The sequence below is a fragment of the Streptomyces sp. NPDC020299 genome (assembly GCF_044387825.1).
Lineage (GTDB): Bacteria > Actinomycetota > Actinomycetes > Streptomycetales > Streptomycetaceae > Streptomyces.
This window is the reverse complement of the sequence record NZ_JBIRWL010000019.1, coordinates 179,134-195,478: the sequence shown is the minus strand read 5'-3', so window position 1 is coordinate 195,478 and position 16,345 is coordinate 179,134. Positions and strand designations below refer to the sequence as shown.

Annotated in this window: 20 protein-coding genes and 2 pseudogenes; 10 read left to right on the top strand and 12 right to left on the bottom strand. The window is 70.7% G+C overall.

From position 1 onward, the window contains the following. Window positions 1–93, top strand: a pseudogene (locus ACH45E_RS37095) (glycerol acyltransferase); the annotation flags it as partial. 93 nt (window positions 94–186) lie between these two features. Beyond that, a pseudogene (locus ACH45E_RS37090) lies at window positions 187–438 on the top strand (glycerol acyltransferase); the annotation flags it as partial. 47 nt (window positions 439–485) lie between these two features. Here ACH45E_RS37090 and ACH45E_RS37085 read toward each other — a convergent pair. The 3 genes from ACH45E_RS37085 to ACH45E_RS37075 form a co-directional block, all read right to left on the bottom strand. Next, window positions 486–1,718, bottom strand: coding sequence for a DUF5667 domain-containing protein (locus ACH45E_RS37085; RefSeq protein WP_361449215.1), 1,233 nt, complete (start codon window positions 1,716–1,718; stop codon window positions 486–488). Between the two features lie 226 nt (window positions 1,719–1,944). After that, the gene (locus ACH45E_RS37080; protein WP_361449218.1) at window positions 1,945–2,724 is read right to left on the bottom strand and encodes an ECF subfamily RNA polymerase sigma factor, BldN family; all 780 of its coding nucleotides are present in this window, start codon (window positions 2,722–2,724) and stop codon (window positions 1,945–1,947) included. 620 nt (window positions 2,725–3,344) lie between these two features. Continuing rightward, window positions 3,345–4,301, bottom strand: a complete 957-nt coding sequence (locus ACH45E_RS37075; protein ID WP_361449221.1) for an HAD-IB family hydrolase — start codon at window positions 4,299–4,301, stop codon at window positions 3,345–3,347. A gap of 94 nt (window positions 4,302–4,395) precedes the next feature. Between ACH45E_RS37075 and ACH45E_RS37070 the strand changes: the two genes are divergently transcribed. The 6 genes from ACH45E_RS37070 to ACH45E_RS37045 all read left to right on the top strand — a co-directional run bounded on the left by ACH45E_RS37070 (window position 4,396) and on the right by ACH45E_RS37045 (window position 10,932). Then, on the top strand, window positions 4,396–4,677 hold the full coding sequence (locus ACH45E_RS37070; protein WP_361449224.1) for a glutaredoxin family protein: 282 nt from the start codon (window positions 4,396–4,398) through the stop codon (window positions 4,675–4,677). A gap of 270 nt (window positions 4,678–4,947) precedes the next feature. After that, on the top strand, window positions 4,948–5,709 hold the full coding sequence (locus ACH45E_RS37065; protein WP_361449227.1) for a redox-sensing transcriptional repressor Rex: 762 nt from the start codon (window positions 4,948–4,950) through the stop codon (window positions 5,707–5,709). Beyond that, window positions 5,706–7,415, top strand: coding sequence for a glutamyl-tRNA reductase (locus ACH45E_RS37060; RefSeq protein WP_361449230.1), 1,710 nt, complete (start codon window positions 5,706–5,708; stop codon window positions 7,413–7,415). The genes ACH45E_RS37065 and ACH45E_RS37060 overlap by 4 nt, the downstream gene beginning before the upstream one ends. After that, window positions 7,412–8,386, top strand: a complete 975-nt coding sequence (hemC, locus tag ACH45E_RS37055; RefSeq protein ID WP_361449233.1) for a hydroxymethylbilane synthase — start codon at window positions 7,412–7,414, stop codon at window positions 8,384–8,386. Before ACH45E_RS37060 ends, hemC begins: the two co-directional genes overlap by 4 nt. Next, on the top strand, window positions 8,383–10,089 hold the full coding sequence (locus tag ACH45E_RS37050; protein WP_361449236.1) for a uroporphyrinogen-III synthase: 1,707 nt from the start codon (window positions 8,383–8,385) through the stop codon (window positions 10,087–10,089). The genes hemC and ACH45E_RS37050 overlap by 4 nt, the downstream gene beginning before the upstream one ends. Before the next feature lie 183 nt (window positions 10,090–10,272). After that, a complete protein-coding gene (locus ACH45E_RS37045) occupies window positions 10,273–10,932 on the top strand; it encodes an N-6 DNA methylase (protein ID WP_361449239.1) in 660 nt (219 codons plus the stop codon). 58 nt (window positions 10,933–10,990) lie between these two features. Here ACH45E_RS37045 and ACH45E_RS37040 read toward each other — a convergent pair whose 3' ends face one another. The 9 genes from ACH45E_RS37040 to ACH45E_RS37000 form a co-directional block, all read right to left on the bottom strand. Beyond that, window positions 10,991–11,185 (bottom strand): DUF397 domain-containing protein, encoded by a 195-nt coding sequence (locus ACH45E_RS37040; RefSeq protein WP_361449242.1) that lies wholly within the window; start codon window positions 11,183–11,185, stop codon window positions 10,991–10,993. After that, window positions 11,176–11,442 carry a Scr1 family TA system antitoxin-like transcriptional regulator gene (locus ACH45E_RS37035; protein WP_361449245.1) on the bottom strand — a complete coding sequence of 89 codons (267 nt, stop codon included), beginning with the start codon at window positions 11,440–11,442 and terminating at the stop codon, window positions 11,176–11,178. The genes ACH45E_RS37040 and ACH45E_RS37035 overlap by 10 nt, the downstream gene beginning before the upstream one ends. Continuing rightward, window positions 11,443–11,622, bottom strand: coding sequence for a Scr1 family TA system antitoxin-like transcriptional regulator (locus ACH45E_RS37030; RefSeq protein ID WP_361449248.1), 180 nt, complete (start codon window positions 11,620–11,622; stop codon window positions 11,443–11,445). A 129-nt stretch (window positions 11,623–11,751) separates the two neighbouring features. After that, window positions 11,752–11,925 (bottom strand): hypothetical protein, encoded by a 174-nt coding sequence (locus ACH45E_RS37025; RefSeq protein ID WP_361449251.1) that lies wholly within the window; start codon window positions 11,923–11,925, stop codon window positions 11,752–11,754. A 16-nt stretch (window positions 11,926–11,941) separates the two neighbouring features. Then, window positions 11,942–12,703 (bottom strand): class I SAM-dependent methyltransferase, encoded by a 762-nt coding sequence (locus ACH45E_RS37020; protein WP_361449254.1) that lies wholly within the window; start codon window positions 12,701–12,703, stop codon window positions 11,942–11,944. A gap of 124 nt (window positions 12,704–12,827) precedes the next feature. Beyond that, a complete protein-coding gene (locus tag ACH45E_RS37015; RefSeq protein ID WP_361449257.1) occupies window positions 12,828–13,007 on the bottom strand; it encodes a FitA-like ribbon-helix-helix domain-containing protein in 180 nt (59 codons plus the stop codon). A 70-nt stretch (window positions 13,008–13,077) separates the two neighbouring features. Beyond that, entirely contained in the window at window positions 13,078–13,452 is a 375-nt protein-coding gene (locus ACH45E_RS37010; RefSeq protein ID WP_361449260.1) for a roadblock/LC7 domain-containing protein, read from the bottom strand. Window positions 13,453–13,511: 59 nt separating this feature from the next. Continuing rightward, entirely contained in the window at window positions 13,512–14,366 is an 855-nt protein-coding gene (locus tag ACH45E_RS37005) for a hypothetical protein (RefSeq protein ID WP_361449263.1), read from the bottom strand. Continuing rightward, window positions 14,363–14,713, bottom strand: a complete 351-nt coding sequence (locus ACH45E_RS37000; protein WP_361449266.1) for a hypothetical protein — start codon at window positions 14,711–14,713, stop codon at window positions 14,363–14,365. Before ACH45E_RS37000 ends, ACH45E_RS37005 begins: the two co-directional genes overlap by 4 nt. 164 nt (window positions 14,714–14,877) lie before the next feature. Between ACH45E_RS37000 and ACH45E_RS36995 the strand changes: the two genes are divergently transcribed. Continuing rightward, window positions 14,878–15,243: a hypothetical protein gene (locus tag ACH45E_RS36995; RefSeq protein ID WP_361449269.1), complete on the top strand. Its 366-nt coding sequence runs from the start codon at window positions 14,878–14,880 to the stop codon at window positions 15,241–15,243. A 92-nt stretch (window positions 15,244–15,335) separates the two neighbouring features. Continuing rightward, window positions 15,336–16,328, top strand: coding sequence for a porphobilinogen synthase (hemB, locus tag ACH45E_RS36990; protein WP_361449272.1), 993 nt, complete (start codon window positions 15,336–15,338; stop codon window positions 16,326–16,328). Window positions 16,329–16,345 lie beyond the last annotated feature (17 nt).

Genomic DNA, 16,345 nt, shown 5'->3' with positions numbered 1-16,345 from the left:
ATGCTGATGTTCAACCTGACCGACCAGGTCAGGGAGCAGATCCAGCACACGCTCTACAAGCTGCTGGTGCAGCGGCGGTCGGTGTTCTTCTGAGGGCGCCGGGGGGCGTGCGTCGGGTCGTCGGACGGAGTCCGGCGCAGGCGTCCGAAGCCCGCGAAGCGGCGCGAGGGCGGCAATGTGGAGGGGACGCTCGCGCGTCTCCTGGGCTTCCCGTACTTCCCGCTCACGCCCACCTTCCCCTGGCTGGGCCCGCTGGGCGCGGTCCCGCTGCCCACGAAGTGGACCATCCAGTTCGGTGAGCCGATCCCCACGGACGGCTATCCGCCGGAGGCGGCCGAGGATCCGATGCTGATGTTCAACCTGACCGACCAGGTCAGGGAGCAGATCCAGCACACGCTCTACAAGCTGCTGGTGCAGCGGCGGTCGGTGTTCTTCTGAGGGGTGCGTCAGCGGGGGCACCCCTGCTGAGAGGGGTGCCCCCGTCGCTAGTTGCCGTTGTCCTCGCCGTCGATCCCCAGGCCGGGGAGGAGGCCCGGTAGGAGGGGTGGGAGGGTGACGTCCGGGGCGGGGGTGGGGGACTTGCCGGCGGACGGGGAGGCGCTGCCGCTGCTCTTCGGGGGGTCGAGAAGGCCGCCCGTGCTGCCGCCGAGCAGGCCGTCGCCGGTGCTGCCGGAGGCGGAGCCGCTGGGGCTGCCGCTGCTCGGCTGGTGGCCGGAGGCGGAGCCGTCGCCGGGACCGGGCGTGGTCGACCGGTGTGTGCCGGAGGGGCCGCTGGGCGTCGTGCCGGAGCTCTGCCGCTTGCCGTCGCCGGGGTGGGCGGGCCGCGGCAGCAGGGACTGCAGCGGGGCGACCTCGTCGTCTATGGCGTCGAACACCGACGAGACCTGCTTACTGACGTCCCCGAGCTGGACGGGCAGCTTGTCGCGGAGCGCGCCCCAGGCCTCGCGGTGGGACCGCGAGAAGGCGGAGAGGGCCTGGATGGGGCCCAGCGAGCCGGGGTCGCGCTCGTACACCGCGTGCAGCAGCCGGTGGCCTTCGGAGACGTCGTGCTGCATGCCGGACAGCGTGCGGCGGATCTCGCCGATCGACTCGTGGTCGAGGTGGCCGCCGCGGCCGCGCTCCATCAGCCGCCGTGCTTCGCTCAGCCGGGTCGAGGCCTGGTCGAGATAGCCCTGGCCGCGTTCGTTGTCCCCGTCGGCCAGGTAGTTCAGCTTGAAGTCCTCGATGCCGCGTTTGAGGCCGTACAGCGAGTCGCCGGGCAGGGCGTCGGAACTCGCGGCGGCGACTCCGCCGAACGCCCCCGCGGCCACACTGACGCTGAGCCCGCCGGCGGCGAGCCCCTTGGTCAGCCGTGAACGCGGTCGCAGTTTCCCCAGCGGGCTCGCCCGGTGGGCGCCACGGCCCCGCTCGGCACGCTGTCCGGGGACCGAAGGGTCAGCCGCCTCGCCCGCGGTGCCCTCCCGCAGCATGGCCTCCATCGCGGCCACCAGCTGAGCCCGCTGGACGACCTTGACGTCGGGGTCGAGCTGCGGCTTGGGCAGTGCGCCGAGACCTCCCGCCAGGGCCATCAGCCGGCCCTGCTCGGTCTGTTCCGCGGCGGCCGGGTCCGGCAGCGCCGGGCCTTCGGTCTGCTCGGCCACCGTGTCCCGGTCGGACTGCTCCTCCAGGGCCTGGGCGAAGGCGTTCGCCCGCCGGTGCGCCGATACGTTCGCGATCACTGGCGGCACCTCCTCTCGTCATGACGGTCGACTCCCCAGGGGGTCCTGAGGGTTGCACGCCCTCGACCGATCCACCTGATCGAGTGATCAGGGTCGACCAGGACGTGACCACAGGGAGCCTGTATCCCGCACAACGACTGGCGCGGCACTTGGGTTACGGACGACGGACACCCGAATCGGAAAGTCAACGCACCTTTACCGGACGTGAGTTGAGTAGAGAGCGCCGTCAGCGCGCGTCGTCCGGCAGGAGCCGGGCGAGCGTGCGCACGGCCCGGTACTGGAGGGTCTTGATGGCGCCCTCGTTCTTGCCCATGACACGGGCGGTCTCGGCGACGGACAGCCCCTGGAGGAAGCGGAGCGTCACGCACTCCTGCTGCTGCGGGTTGAGCCGCCGTACGGCGTCCAACAGGGCGGCGTTGGAGAGGGACTCCAGGACGGAGTCCTCCGGGGAGCGCTCGACCTCGTTGGCGTCGAGCATCTCGCCGGTGGTGACCTCGAGGCGGAAGCGGCTGGACTTGAAGTGGTCGGCGACGAGGTTGCGGGCGATGGTGACGAGCCACGCGCCGAAGTCGCGGCCCTGCCAGGTGAAGGTCCCGATCCGGCGCAGGGCGCGCAGAAAGGTCTCACTGGTGAGGTCCTCGGCGGTCGCCCGGCCGCCCACCCGGTAGTAGATGTACCGGTAGACCGTGTCGCTGTACTGGTCGTAGAGCCGGCCGAAGGCCTCGGCCTCGCCGGCCTGGGCCCGCTCCACGAGATCCATCATCCGGGCGCTGTCACTGTCCGCGGCCGGTCGGCGCGTGCCGGCCGAGCCCGCCGAGCGCCCCCGTCTGCCGACCGCGGCGCCACCCTCGGCCAGTGCGTAGCACGGGCCTACGGGCGCGGCCATGGCGAAGGCGGGGACGGCGTACGCGCTGGGGACGAAGCCGCGCAACGTCGCTTTGACCGTCGCGACCGTCGCGCGGAGCGTAGCCAGGCCCGAGGCGTCAACCCCGACGTGTGGGTACACGGGACTCCCAGAGGCAGAGCTTCCATCACGTGCAGTGCCGGACCTTTCACCCGTCGTAGCGACGGAGGGGTGCCGGTTTGCGTCCCAGGAGAATAACGCTTCGTGCAGGCACTGCTACACCCAGTTGCTCAAAACATCGAATACGTCGCTTCCGTAATCGTTTGACGCCTCTTCAGGGGCCGCAGACTGACCGCTTGTTGATCGAAAAAGTGCGTGTTGCGGCGAACTGCGGGCGTGTTGGGGTGGGGGTCGGGTATTCGCGTCCGACCCGTGTTCGAGCCGCGCCTCGGCCGCTCTCCGGCCGTGTCTCCAGCTGTGCCTCGGCGCGCGTCACCGGCTGTGTCTCGACTCGCGTCGCAAGCGGCGTCTCGGCTGGTGTCTCTAGCGGTGTCTCGCGCGGTTCTCCGACCACCGTGCCTGTGGCTATGTCGCAGCGCGTGTGGTCGGCGGGGTCTCGGCTTCGTCTCGAGCGGTGTCCCGGCCCGCGTCTCCGGCCTGCCCCCGGCTATGGCGCGGTGCGCGTCTCCGGCCGTGTCCTCGACCCGGGTCTTCGATCGTGCCTCCGGCCGCGTCTCGGCGTGTGTCGCCGGCGATGTCTCCAGCCGCGCCGAGGTACGTGACTACCGGCGGCGCCGGTGCAGGGCGATCGCCGCTGCGGTGCCGCCCGCCACGGCGCCCACGCCCGCCGCCGCCGGGATGCCGACCTTCGCCGCCTTGCGGCCGGTGCGGTAGTCCCGCAGGCGCCAGTCCTTGTCCCGGGCGTGCTTGCGCAGCTTGGCGTCGGGGTTGATGGCGTACGGGTGACCGACGAGCGAGAGCATCGGGATGTCGTTGTGCGAGTCGCTGTAGGCGGCGCAGCGGGTCAGGTCCAGGCCCTCCGCCGCGGCCAGCGCCCGCACCGCCTCCGCCTTGGCGGGGCCGTGCAGGGGCTCGCCGACCAGCTTGCCGGTGTAGACGCCGTCGACCGACTCCGCCACCGTGCCCAGCGCGCCCGTCAGGCCCAGCCGTCGCGCGATGACCTGCGCGATCTCCACCGGGGCCGCCGTGACCAGCCAGACCTTCTGGCCCGCGTCCAGGTGGGCCTGGGCCAGCGCCCGCGTGCCCGGCCAGATGCGGTCGGCCATGTACTCGTCGTAGATCTCCTCGCCGATCGACTCCAGCTCGGCCACCCGGTGGCCCTTGACGATCGACAGCGCCGAGTCGCGCGCGTCCTGCATGTGCTCGGGGTCCTCGACGCCGGCCAGCCGGAACCAGGCCTGCTGCCAGGCGAACTTCGCCAGGTCCCGGGTCTCGAAGAACTTCCGCTTGTACAGGCCACGCCCGAAGTGGAAGAGCGCGGCGCCCTGCATCACCGTGTTGTCCAGGTCGAAGAACGCGGCGGCCTTGTCGTCGCCGAGCACCGGGAACTCCGGTTCCCGGTCCGCGACGTCCTGGGCTGCCAGGGCGTCCAAGGCGTCCTGTGTGTCCTGGGCGTCCTGCGAGGACTTGCGCGCGGCCTCCGCCGAGGCCTCGCCTGCCAACACGCTCCGCGCCGTGGCGGAGCGCCTACGGGGAGTGAGCCATCCGAGAGCGGCCATGGCGTGAGCATAGCCAGTTTGTTCGGTGGTTCCGGAGTCGTGAGGTTTGAAGGCTGTGAACTCTCCGCGACCTGGCCGTTAAAGAAGCGCGAGAATGGCCCGCATGAGTCCCCTCTTTCGGCGTAAGGCCGACCCGCGTGACCGGTTCGTCACACTCATCCGCAAGCCGGGCTGCCATCTGTGTGACGACGCCCAGGCGGTCGTGGAGAAAGTCTGCGGCGATCTCGGCGTGCCCTGGGAACAGAAGGACATCACCGAGGACCGGCAGCTCCACGACGAGTACTGGGAGCAGATTCCCGTGGTCCTCGTCGATGGCAGGCAGCACACCTTCTGGCGCGTGGACGAGGACCGTCTGCGCAAGGAACTGACCGAGTAGTACAAGTCATGCGGAACCTGGCTTAGGATCGACGGCGAACAGGTCTCGGGGGCGGGATTCTTGAGGAGTGTGTCCGTTTTGCCCCCACCAGCGGCCCCACCGGTAACACCACCGGTGGCCCCACCACCGAGGCGCGTGAGCCCGGTCACGTTGGGCGGGCAAATCGGACACCATCTTTGTGCACGCGTTCACAAAGACATAGCCTGCATTCGACGGGGCGGTCCGGGGACGTGTGACCGCCCGCAGCCCCGCTCTACCCGCAGGAGCACCGTGGCAACTGGCCGAACTCACCGACCGGCGACCCGCAGCCGAGGGATTCCCGAGGCCACCGTCGCCAGGCTTCCGCTGTACCTCCGAGCCCTGACCGCACTGTCGGAGCGCTCGGTGCCCACGGTCTCCTCCGAGGAACTGGCCGCCGCCGCGGGAGTCAACTCCGCCAAGCTGCGCAAGGACTTCTCCTACCTGGGCTCCTACGGAACGCGCGGTGTCGGCTACGACGTCGAGTACCTCGTCTACCAGATCTCCCGCGAGCTCGGCCTGACCCAGGACTGGCCGGTCGTCATCGTCGGCATCGGCAACCTCGGCGCCGCCCTCGCCAACTACGGCGGGTTCGCCTCCCGCGGCTTCCGTGTCGCCGCGCTCATCGACGCCGACCCGGCGATGGCCGGAAAGCCCGTCGCGGGCATCCCCGTGCAGCACACCGACGAACTCGAGAAGATCATCGAGGACAACGGCGTCTCCATCGGAGTGATCGCCACCCCCGCGGGCGCCGCCCAGCAGGTCTGCGACCGCCTCGTCGCCGCCGGTGTCACCTCCATCCTGAACTTCGCGCCGACCGTCCTGTCCGTCCCCGACGGCGTCGACGTGCGCAAGGTCGACCTCTCCATCGAGCTCCAGATCCTCGCCTTCCACGAGCAGCGCAAGGCCGCCGAGGAGACCGTCGCCGGCGATGGCGCGCTGCCCGCCGCCACCCGCGAGAAGTCCGCCGACCAGGGGCCCGACGGGGACGTACCCGCCGTGATGCCGGCATGAGTCTCCTCGTCGTGGGCCTGAGTCACCGCAGCGCCCCGGTCAGCGTCCTGGAACGCGCCGCGCTCGCCGCGGACGCCCAGGCCAAGCTGGTGCAGGACACGGTCGCCGCCGAACCGGCCACCGAGGCCGCGGTGCTCGCCACCTGCAACCGCATCGAGCTCTACGCCGACGTGGACAAGTTCCACGCCGGTGTCGCCGAGCTGTCCACGCTGCTCGCCCAGCACAGCGGCGTCGGCCTGGAGGAGCTCACTCCTTATCTCTACGTGCACTACGAGGACCGGGCCGTCCACCACCTGTTCTCGGTGGCCTGCGGACTGGACTCGATGGTCGTCGGCGAGGGCCAGATCCTCGGCCAGATCAAGGACTCCCTGGCCAGGGCGCAGGAGCTGCACACCGCCGGGCGCCTGCTCAACGACCTGTTCCAGCAGGCCCTGCGGGTCGGCAAGCGCGCCCACTCCGAGACCGGCATCGACCGCGCCGGCCAGTCCCTGGTCACCTTCGGCCTGGAGCAGCTGGCCGCGGGCACGGACGTACAGGCCTGGGCCAAGCGCAAGAAGGCCCTGGTCATCGGCGCCGGCTCGATGTCCTCGCTGGCCGCGGCCACGCTCGCGCGCGCCGGGGTCGCCGAGATAGTCGTCGCCAACCGCACCCAGGACCGCGCCGAGCGGCTGGCGCAGATACTCACCGAGACCGACGTACGGGCCCGCGCGGTGCCGATGGACGCCGTCGCGCTGGAGCTGACACGTGCCGACATCGCCGTCTCCTGCACCGGCGCGACCGGCCTGGTCCTGACGGCCGCCGCGATCGCGGGGGCGGTCGAGGGCCGTACCGGCGAGCCCACGGCAGCGGCCGACGGCGGCACACCCGCCCCGGCCGACGTGCGACCGGCTCCGCTGCCGCCCACCAGCATCGGCACCGACGACGGCTGCCCGCTCGACCTGCCCGCCGTGCAGGGCGCCACCGGCTTCTCCGTGATGGGCGAGGCCGCCGTGGCCGGCATCGACGCGGCGACGCTCGAGCAGCACGGCGCCTGGGTGGACAACGGCACCGTCGACCGCCGGGACGCCGCCCGCCGCACCCCCGAGGCCGACGCCGAGCTGATCACCGCGCTGGCCGCGACCGTCGCCACCGTCGGCCGTGTCCCCGAGCGCCGCAGGCCCGAGCCGGTGGCCGCGATATCGCGCCCGGCCCCCGCCCTCTTCCTCCTCGACCTGGCCATGCCCCGCGACATCGACGCGGCCGTGCACCGCCTGGCCGGGGTGCGGCTGGTCGACATCGAGTCGCTGGCCGAGGCCTCGGCCGACGCACCGATGGCCGCCGACGTCGACCAGGTCCGCCGGATCGTCGCCGACGAGGTCGCCGCCTTCGGCGCCGCCCAGCGGGCCGCGCACATCACCCCGACCGTGGTCGCGCTGCGTACGATGGCCGCCGATGTCGTCGCCGGCGAGATCGCCCGCCTCGACGGACGGCTGCCCGACCTGGACGACCGCCAGCGCGGCGAGATCCGCCAGGCCGTGCACCGCGTCGTCGACAAGCTGCTGCACGCGCCGACCGTCAGGGTCAAGCAGCTCGCGGCCGAACCCGGCGGCGCCGGGTACGCGGACGCGCTGCGCACCCTGTTCGACCTCGACCCCGAGACGGTGGCCGCCGTCTCCCGGGCCGGGGACAGCACCGAGAACGAGGCCAGGAACCGAGGGCCGGCATGAGTACGCCACACAAGGAGACAAGGGCACTGAGGCTGGGGACCCGGCGGAGCAAGCTCGCCATGGCCCAGTCCGGACAGGTGGCGGACGCCGTGCGCCGGGTCACCGGACGGCCGGTCGAGCTCGTCGAGATCACCACGTACGGCGATGTCTCCCGCGAGCACCTCGCGCAGATCGGAGGCACCGGCGTCTTCGTCACCGCGCTGCGTGACGCGCTGCTCAAGGGTGAGGTCGACTTCGCGGTGCACTCGCTGAAGGACCTGCCGACCACGCAGCCCGAGGAACTGGCGCTGGCCGCCGTCCCCGTCCGCGAGGACCCGCGCGACGTGATCGTCGCCCGGGACGCGCTGAAGTTCACCGACCTGCCCCGGGGCGCCCGGATCGGCACGGGTTCGCCGCGCCGCATGGCGCAGCTGAACGCGTACGCGCGCACCCACGGGCTGGACATCGAGACCGTCCCGATCCGCGGCAACGTGGATACAAGAATCGGGTACGTGCACGACGGCGAACTCGACGCCGTCGTCCTCGCCGCCGCCGGCCTCAGCCGAATAGGCCGGATCGACGAGGTGACCGACTTCCTGTCGGTCGACACAGTTCTGCCCGCCCCCGGCCAGGGGGCACTGGCGATCGAATGCGCCGCGCACGACGCGGAGCTGATCGCGGCTCTCGGCGAACTCGACGACCCGTTCACCCGGGCCGCCGTGACCGCCGAACGGTCACTGCTCGCCGCCCTGGAGGCCGGCTGCAGCGCCCCTGTGGGCGCGCTAGCCGACTTGCTGGCCGACGGGCAGATTGTCAAGGAAATGCGCCTGCGCGGCGTCGTCGGTACGACCGACGGCACGCACATGGTGCAGCTGTCCACCACCGGTCCCGTGCCCGAGACACACGGCCAGGCGATGGCGCTCGGTCGCGAACTCGCCGCCGAGATGCTTGCCCAGGGCGCGGCCGGTCTGATGGGGGAGCGAGCACATTGAGCCCCACCACCCTTTCCGCCGGCCTCGAACACGGGCACGTCACCTTCCTGGGTGCCGGACCCGGGGATCCGGGACTGCTGACTCTGCGCGCCGTCGAGGCGCTGGCGAACGCGGACGTCCTGGTCGCCGAGCACGATGTGCTCGACGTGATCCGCGTACACGCCAGGCAAAACGTCTCCGTCCTATGTACGGATACGGATCCTTCGGCGGACCCGTATCCGGGCACAGGCACGCCCCAGCTGACGGTCGTTGACGGCACGTCAACAACCGCGGCCGTCCCGTCCTCGCGGGATGCCTCTCATATTGTCATGGAGGCTGCGCGGGGCGGCAGGCGGGTCGTCCGTGCCGTGTCCGGGGACCCCGGACTCGACACGTACGCGGCCGAGGAGATGCTTGCCTGCGCCGCCGCCGGGGTGCCCTTCGAGGTCGTCCCCGGCATCGCGACCGCCGTCGGCGTGCCCGCGTACGCCGGTGTGCCGCTGCGGGACGCGCAGGGCGCGGACGTCCGGTTCGTGGACGCCCGTACGGCATCCGACCGCTGCTGGACCGAGGTCGGCGCCTCCGACGGCACGGTCGTCGTGTCCACGACGCTGGACTCCGTGGCCGCCGCCGCGGGCGAACTGGTCGCCGCCGGCCGTAAGCCGGACACCCCGCTGACGGTCACCGTCGCCGGTACGACGACCCGTCAGCGCACCTGGACCGCCACCCTCGGCACGATCGCGCAGACGCTGAAGCAGGCCAAGGTGCTGCCCTCTCCCGAGGGCGGCCGGCCGGTGATAGCCGTGGTCGGTGAGCGTTCCGCCGCCGCCCAGCGCGACCAGCTGTCGTGGTTCGAGTCCAAGCCGCTGTTCGGCTGGCGGGTCCTCGTCCCGCGCACCAAGGAGCAGTCGGTGTCGCTCTCCGATCAGCTGCGCTCCTACGGCGCCGTCCCGCACGAGGTCCCGACGATCGCGGTGGAACCGCCGCGCACGCCCCAGCAGATGGAGCGAGCGGTCAAGGGCCTGGTGACGGGCCGCTACGAGTGGATCGCGTTCACCTCGGTGAACGCGGTCAAGGCGGTCCGCGAGAAGTTCGAGGAGTACGGCCTTGATGCTCGGGCTTTCGCGGGGATCAAGGTGGCCGCGGTGGGCGAGCAGACGGCGAAGGCCCTGATCGCCTTCGGCGTGAAGCCGGACCTGGTCCCGAGCGGTGAGCAGTCGGCGGCCGGCCTCCTGGAGGACTGGCCCCCCTACGACCCGGTCTTCGACCCGATCGACCGCGTGTTCCTGCCCCGCGCCGACATCGCCACGGAGACCCTGGTCGCCGGCCTGATCGAGCTCGGCTGGGAGGTCGACGACGTCACGGCCTACCGCACGGTCCGCGCTTCCCCGCCTCCGGCGGAGACCCGCGAGGCGATCAAGGGCGGCGGCTTCGACGCGGTCCTCTTCACGTCCTCGTCCACGGTCCGCAACCTGGTAGGCATCGCCGGCAAGCCGCACAACGTCACGGTGATCGCCTGCATCGGCCCGGCCACCGCCAAGACCGCCGAGGAACACGGCCTGCGCGTCGACGTCATGGCCCCCGAGCCGTCCGCCCTCAGACTGGCGGAGGCCCTGGCGGACTTCGGCACCAAGCGCCGGGTGGCCGCCCTGGAGGCGGGGGACCCGGTTACGCGGCCTAGCGAGCGGAGGCCGGGGGCGCGTCGACGACGGTCGACGACGTAGCGCAGCGATCGTGAGCGGGTGGCGGGGCGTGCCGTGGGCATGTCCCGCCATCGCGCGTTTCCCGTGCCGGGTGCCAAGCGGCGAGTGGAAGGAATGTCTCAGGCGAACACCCTGAAACCGCAGGTGGCGGGCTCAGAGGCCGGTACATTCCTTCCACTCGCTGGTATTCCAGTTAGAAAGCTCTTGCCTACCAAGGATGCGCTCGCCGCCCCGCCTGACAAGCGCGCGAGCCTGGTCCTGGCCAACCCGCCCTTCGGCAAGAGGTCGTCCATCACCGTCTACGGCGACGGCGGTTCCGCCGCCCGCGAGGCCATCGCCTACGAGCGGCGCGACTTCTGGATCACCACGACCAACAAGCAGCTCAACTTCGTGCAGCACATCGCCTCGCTGCTGGAGATCCACGGCAGGGCGGCGGTCGTCGTCCCCGACAACGTGCTCTTCGAGGGCGGTGCGGGCGAGACCATCCGTCGACGCCTGCTGCAGGAGTACGACGTCCACACGCTGCTGCGGCTGCCCACCGGCATCTTCTCCCGGGCCGCCCTTGAGGACTTCGTCCAGTGCTACCGCCCTGAAGAGGACCGCTCCAAGCGCATGGAGACGGAGCGCTTCAAGGCGTTCACGTACGAGGAGCTGATCGCCCGCGACAAGGCCAACCTCGACATCACCTGGCTCCGCGACCCGAGCCTCGACGACGCGGACAACCTGCCCGCGCCCGAGGTACTGGCAGCCGAGATCGTTGAGGATCTTCAGGCTGCCCTGGAGGAGTTCGCTGCGATCGCGGAGACGCTGCAACAGGCCCGGGGCGGGGGCGCGGCAGGTGAGGCGGCTCCGGTAGCGGAGTGACGACGCCTGTGCGGCCCGCACCCGTGAACTCGGTTGCGGGCCGCATGTGTTCGTTATGTCAGTGTCCAGAGGCGTACGGCAGGAAGGCCACCCAGGCGGCGGGAGTGAGGGCGAGGCGGGGGCCGTGGGGGTTCTTGGAGTCGCGGACGAGGATGGTGTCGGGGGTGGGGGCCACCTCGACGCAGTCGGGCCCGTCTGCCGTGCTGTAGCTGCTCTTTATCCACACCAGCTCGGAGCTGGGCTTCAGACGCATGTCTCTCCCCGTACTTTCTCGATGAGCGCCAGCGACTCCCGTGGTGTGAGAGTTTGGGTGCGAATGATCCCGTAACGCATGTCCAGGACGGTGGTCTCCTTGGGCTCGCAGAACACGCGACTCGTGAGGGGTGCTTCGCTGAGTCCCACAGTGCTGCCGTCCTTGAGCTTGAGCAGTCGGAACGAGCCGTCGATCCCGGAGTTGTCCTCCTGTTTGAAAGGCAGGACCTGAAGGTCGACGTTGCGTGATCGGGTCACCTACAACAGTCGTTCGAGTTGCCCACGCATCACCATCCTGCCTCCGATCAGGCGGCGTAGCGTTGCTTCGCACAGCACAAAGCTGAAGAAGGCCGCCACGTCCGGAGGCGGTGACGGACCATCGCGGTCCGGCTTGTACCGGTCCCAGAACAGGACGGGATCGTGTTGCGTGCGGGCCATGGGTGTCCTTGGGAGGGTGCGGGCACGGTGCCGCAGCACCGTAGCCGTGGCGCACCAGCGACACTCCATGAGACATGAACGGGCCCGGGGGCCCGCTAAGGACACCCGGACCCGGTCAGACTCGACCGATCAGTGGCAGTTCTCGCCCGGCCTGCACGGGCCGCACTTCGCGAAGTCGCGTTCCCACAGCTTCCAGTCCACGGAGAAGCCGTTCGCGGCGATGATGTGCGCGGTGCCCTCCACCGAACCGTCGTACTTGAACTCGATCTCCGGGATGTGCTCCAGGAGAGTAGGCCGATACACCGTGCCCGGGGAGCTGTCAGCCTGCCAGCCGGGCTTTCCAGATCTCCTCGCTGGGCCATTGCTGGGCCCAGTCGGCGGAAACTTCCAGGTAGTCCCGCGCAGACCGGGGTGCCTGAATCTCGATCAGGTCCTCAACGACGAAGCCACAGGCTCGCAGCAGGCGGAGCATCTCACCGTGTGGCAGGACGAACTCCACGTGATTCCCCCAGTCCAAACGCGTCAAGCCGAATTGGCCGCGGGACAGAGTGGTGGACGCCGGCCCCTCGGGCGGTACACACAGCGCGAACAGCGGTGAGTAGCGCGAGAACACCAGCCGGCCTCCAGGAACGAGAAGCCGGGCCGCCTCCGGGATCCACCGATAGGGGTCGCACCACAGCGAGGCGCCGAACTCGCTGATCGCCAGGCCGAACGTGTTGTCCTCGTAGGGCACCTTCTCGGCATTGCCCAGGACAAGGGGGAAGTCGAGGCCGAACTCCGCCTGCATCGCGCGAGCAGTGGCGAGCTGCTTCTCCGAGAGGTCGATCCCGACCGGGTGGGCTCCTGCTCTGGCCAGCCAAGCGGAAACGTAGGCAGTGCCGCAGCCCAACTCGATGGCGCGCATCCCGTCGATGCCGTCGGGAAGCAAGGAAACCTGCGACTCGGGGGTGGCCCACAATCCCCAGGACGGTTCCGCCTGCGCCCAGTGGTCACGGGCGAGCGGCCCGTGCCACGCAGCCGCCTCGTCGTCCCAGAAGCGTCGGTTCTGCTCCACATGGTCCGCCGGGACGTCATGAGTCATGGAGATATTTGATCGACGATGCTGTTGTTCCGGCAACGGAATTTTCTACGCGCAGCTGGGGGAGGTACGGTCACCTGGCCGCCCCTGACGGGTGTTCCGAACGGAAGGCGCCTTGCGTGTTCGATCACGCGCTGCCAGGAGAGATGATCTCACTCTCCTGCCGGGAGAGCGGGGCGGTCTTCTCGGCGTCGTGGGCGAGCAGGTCGAGGACGTATGTCTGAAGGGACTGGCCGGCCTGGGCTGCGTGCACCTTCACGGAGGTCAGGACGTGCTCCGGGACGTCCCTGATGGTGATGGCAGTCATGGCCCGACGGTACCGGCGATGCATGCAGTGCTGCTTATGCATGCATCGTGGTCGGTCACGGGGGATGTGGTCAGGCGGAGGTGTCGGTGGACAGGATCTCGCTGAGTTCGGTGACGACGGCGGGGATCTCGCGGTGGAAGGCCGTGGTGTCCAGGCCCTCGTCGGCCACTACGGCGAGCAGTGCGCGGGTGCCGACGGCGGTGACTATCACGTGGCCGGCGCTGCACTGGGCGGTCATCTCGCGGAGGGTGCCGGTTCCGCCCTGGTCGGCCAGGCGGTGGCCGAGGGAGAGGGTCGCCGCGGCGACGGCGGCCATGGACTCGGGGTGGGTCTTGTCCGTGTCGGAGGCGACGACCAGGCCGTCGACCGTGGCGAGGGTGGTCTCACAGACGCCCATCACCCGGTCGCGCAGCGAGACGAGGATGTCTTTCACGGGGTCGCTCATGGTGGCTTCTTCCTGTTGCGCCGGCGGGTGCGGGGCGGCCGGCTGGATCCGGGCGGACGTCAGGGGCGGGCGCCGGGGGAGTCCGGCGCGGCGGTCGTCTCCGGGACGCTGCGGCCCGGCACACGGCGGGGGAGCGCGGCGGGGGCCGGGGCCGCCGGGCCGGGCAGGGGAGCACGGGGTGCCGTGCTCGGCCGCCCCTTCCCGGCCGCCGGGGCCGGGTGCTGGACCAGTCCCAGGGCGAGCAGGTGACGCAGGTCGACCATGACGGCGTAGAGGCCCCGGCCGAGGCTGAAGGCGATGTCGCGCGGGGTTCTGCGGCCGTCGACGGCGGCCAGGAGGTTCTGGTGGCGTCGGGGCAGCCGGCTCGTGGGCCCGGGTGGGCGGGCCGCGGTGGCGGGCTGGATCCGGTCGCGGGCGAACCGCGCGGTGGCCCCCGGCTCGTCCGCGAGGTGCCCGAGGCGCCGGGAGGTCTCGGCGACGATCCGTTCGGGTGGCACGCCCGTGCCGGTGTGCAGGACGGGGCGCGGGTTCGTCACCTCCCAGCTCTCCGGCCTGGTCAGCGCGAGTGCGAAGGCGGCGTCGAACAGCGCGCCCAGGACGAAGACCTCCAGTTCCGCGCCGCCGAGCAGGCCGCGGGCGACGAGTTCCCGCGCGAGGTGTTCGTCGTCGGCGCCGGTGGTGCGGACGGCCGCCCACTCCTCCTCGGTGAGCCGGCCGGACTTGAGCAGAAGTACCTCGACGCCGGGGGCGCCGGGTGTCTCCATGCCCACCACGAGGCCGTCACGCAGGTGGACGACACCGCCCGGGGCACCCGAGAGGACCACGGTGCAGGACCGTTTCCCCTCATGCAGGGACGTCAGTAGCGAGGGGATGTTGCGCGCGCCGGGCGCGGGCCCGGAGGTCTCCTGGGTCATGCGAGCAGGCGGTCCGCACGTGCCGTCAGCTCCCGCAGGACCCACGCGATGTTCGTGCGGTCCCGGTCCGCCAGGGCGCACAGCAGAAGCGGGTCGCCCTCCCGCTCCAGCCGCAGGACCACGTGGTGGCTGCGGGACGTGGTGACGATCAGGCTCTCCAGCTCGCCCTCGAAGCCGGCCCGGTTGAGGCCGGTGGCGGCGATGTGCGCCAGGTCGTGGGCGTCCTCGGCCGCGCTCGCGTCTCCGGCGGAGCCGTAGGCGAAGCCCGTCACGCCGTCCAGGAGGGCCGCACCGGCGATGCCGGACGTCTCCAGAACACCGCTGACGGCGGCTTCGAGCAAAGCCATGGGTTTCCCTTCGGTCGCTCTTTCCGCACAGTACTTTATTTGCCAACTATCGCAGTACTGGCCAAAGATGGGGCCTGTTCGGACCCAGAGGTGTCAGGAAGACTCCACTTCCGGACGGGCGCAGGTCCGTTTTTGGCCAACCGGCAGGAATCGAGGGCACCAGCGTGAACATCGAGGCAACGCTCAAGGAAGCCATGAGCATCGACGGGGCTCTCGGAGTGGCCGTCGTCGACTACGAGAGCGGTATGGCCCTGGGCGCGCTGGGCGGCGGCCCCCACCTGGACCTGGAGCTCGCCGCCGCCGGGAACACGGAGGTCGTCCGTGCCAAGCAGCGCACGCTGAAGTCCCTCGCCCTCCAGGAGGGGATCGAGGACATCCTGATCACGCTCAGCGGGCAGTACCACCTCATCCGGCCGCTGGCGAGCGTCAGCGGTTCGCTCTTCCTGTACCTCGCGCTGGACCGGAGCCGCAGCAACCTCGCCCTGGCACGCCACAGCCTCAAGCGGCTGGAGGCGGAACTGGAGGTCTGAGCGCCGCGCCGCCCGAACGCTGAAAGAGCACCGGGCCGGCGCCGACGACGCGTCGGCAAAGGCGGTCGCGGGGCGGGCGTAGCGTAGAGGGCATGACGAAGTACGGATCCTTCCCCGGTACGCGACCCCGGCGGCTGCGGAGGTCGCCCGTCATGCGGCGGATGGTCGCCGAGACGCGGCTGCACCCCGCCGACTTCATCCTCCCGGCGTTCATCCGGGAGGGCGTGAGCGAGCCCGTGCCGATCTCCGCCATGCCCGGTGTCGTCCAGCACACCCGCGACAGCCTGAAGAAGGCCGCGCTGGAGGCGGTCGAGGCCGGGGTCTCCGGGATCATGCTGTTCGGGGTGCCGGAGGAGTCGAAGAAGGACGCCCTCGGAACCCCGGGCACCGACCCCGACGGGATCCTCCAGGTCGCGATCCGTGATGTGCGCGCCGAGGTCGGCGACGACCTGCTCGTCATGTCCGACCTGTGCCTCGACGAGACGACCGACCACGGCCACTGCGGGGTGCTCGACGAGCACGGGCGTGTCGACAACGACGCGACGCTGGAGCGCTACGCCGAGATGGCCCAGGTGCAGGCCGACGCGGGCGCCCACGTGGTCGGCCCGAGCGGAATGATGGACGGTCAGATCGGCGTCATCCGAGACGCCCTCGACCAGATCGGCCGCGAGGACGTAGCGATCCTCGCCTACACCGCCAAGTACTCCTCCGCCTTCTACGGGCCCTTCCGCGAGGCCGTCGCCTCCTCCCTCCGGGGCGACCGCAAGACCTACCAGCAGGACCCCGCCAACTGGCGTGAGTCCCTGCGGGAGTTGGAGCTGGACCTGGAGGAGGGCGCCGACATGGTGATGGTCAAGCCCGCCGGCCCCTACCTCGACATCCTCGCCCGCGTCGCGGACGCCGTGGACGTGCCCGTGGCCGCCTACCAGATCTCCGGCGAGTACTCGATGGTCGAGGCCGCCGCCGAGAAGGGCTGGCTCGACCGCGACCGGGCGATCCTGGAGACGCTGACCGGCATCAAGCGGGCCGGCGCGCGGAACATCCTCACCTACTGGGCGACCGAGGCCGCGCGGAAGCTGCGCTGAACACCGGACCGCGGTGA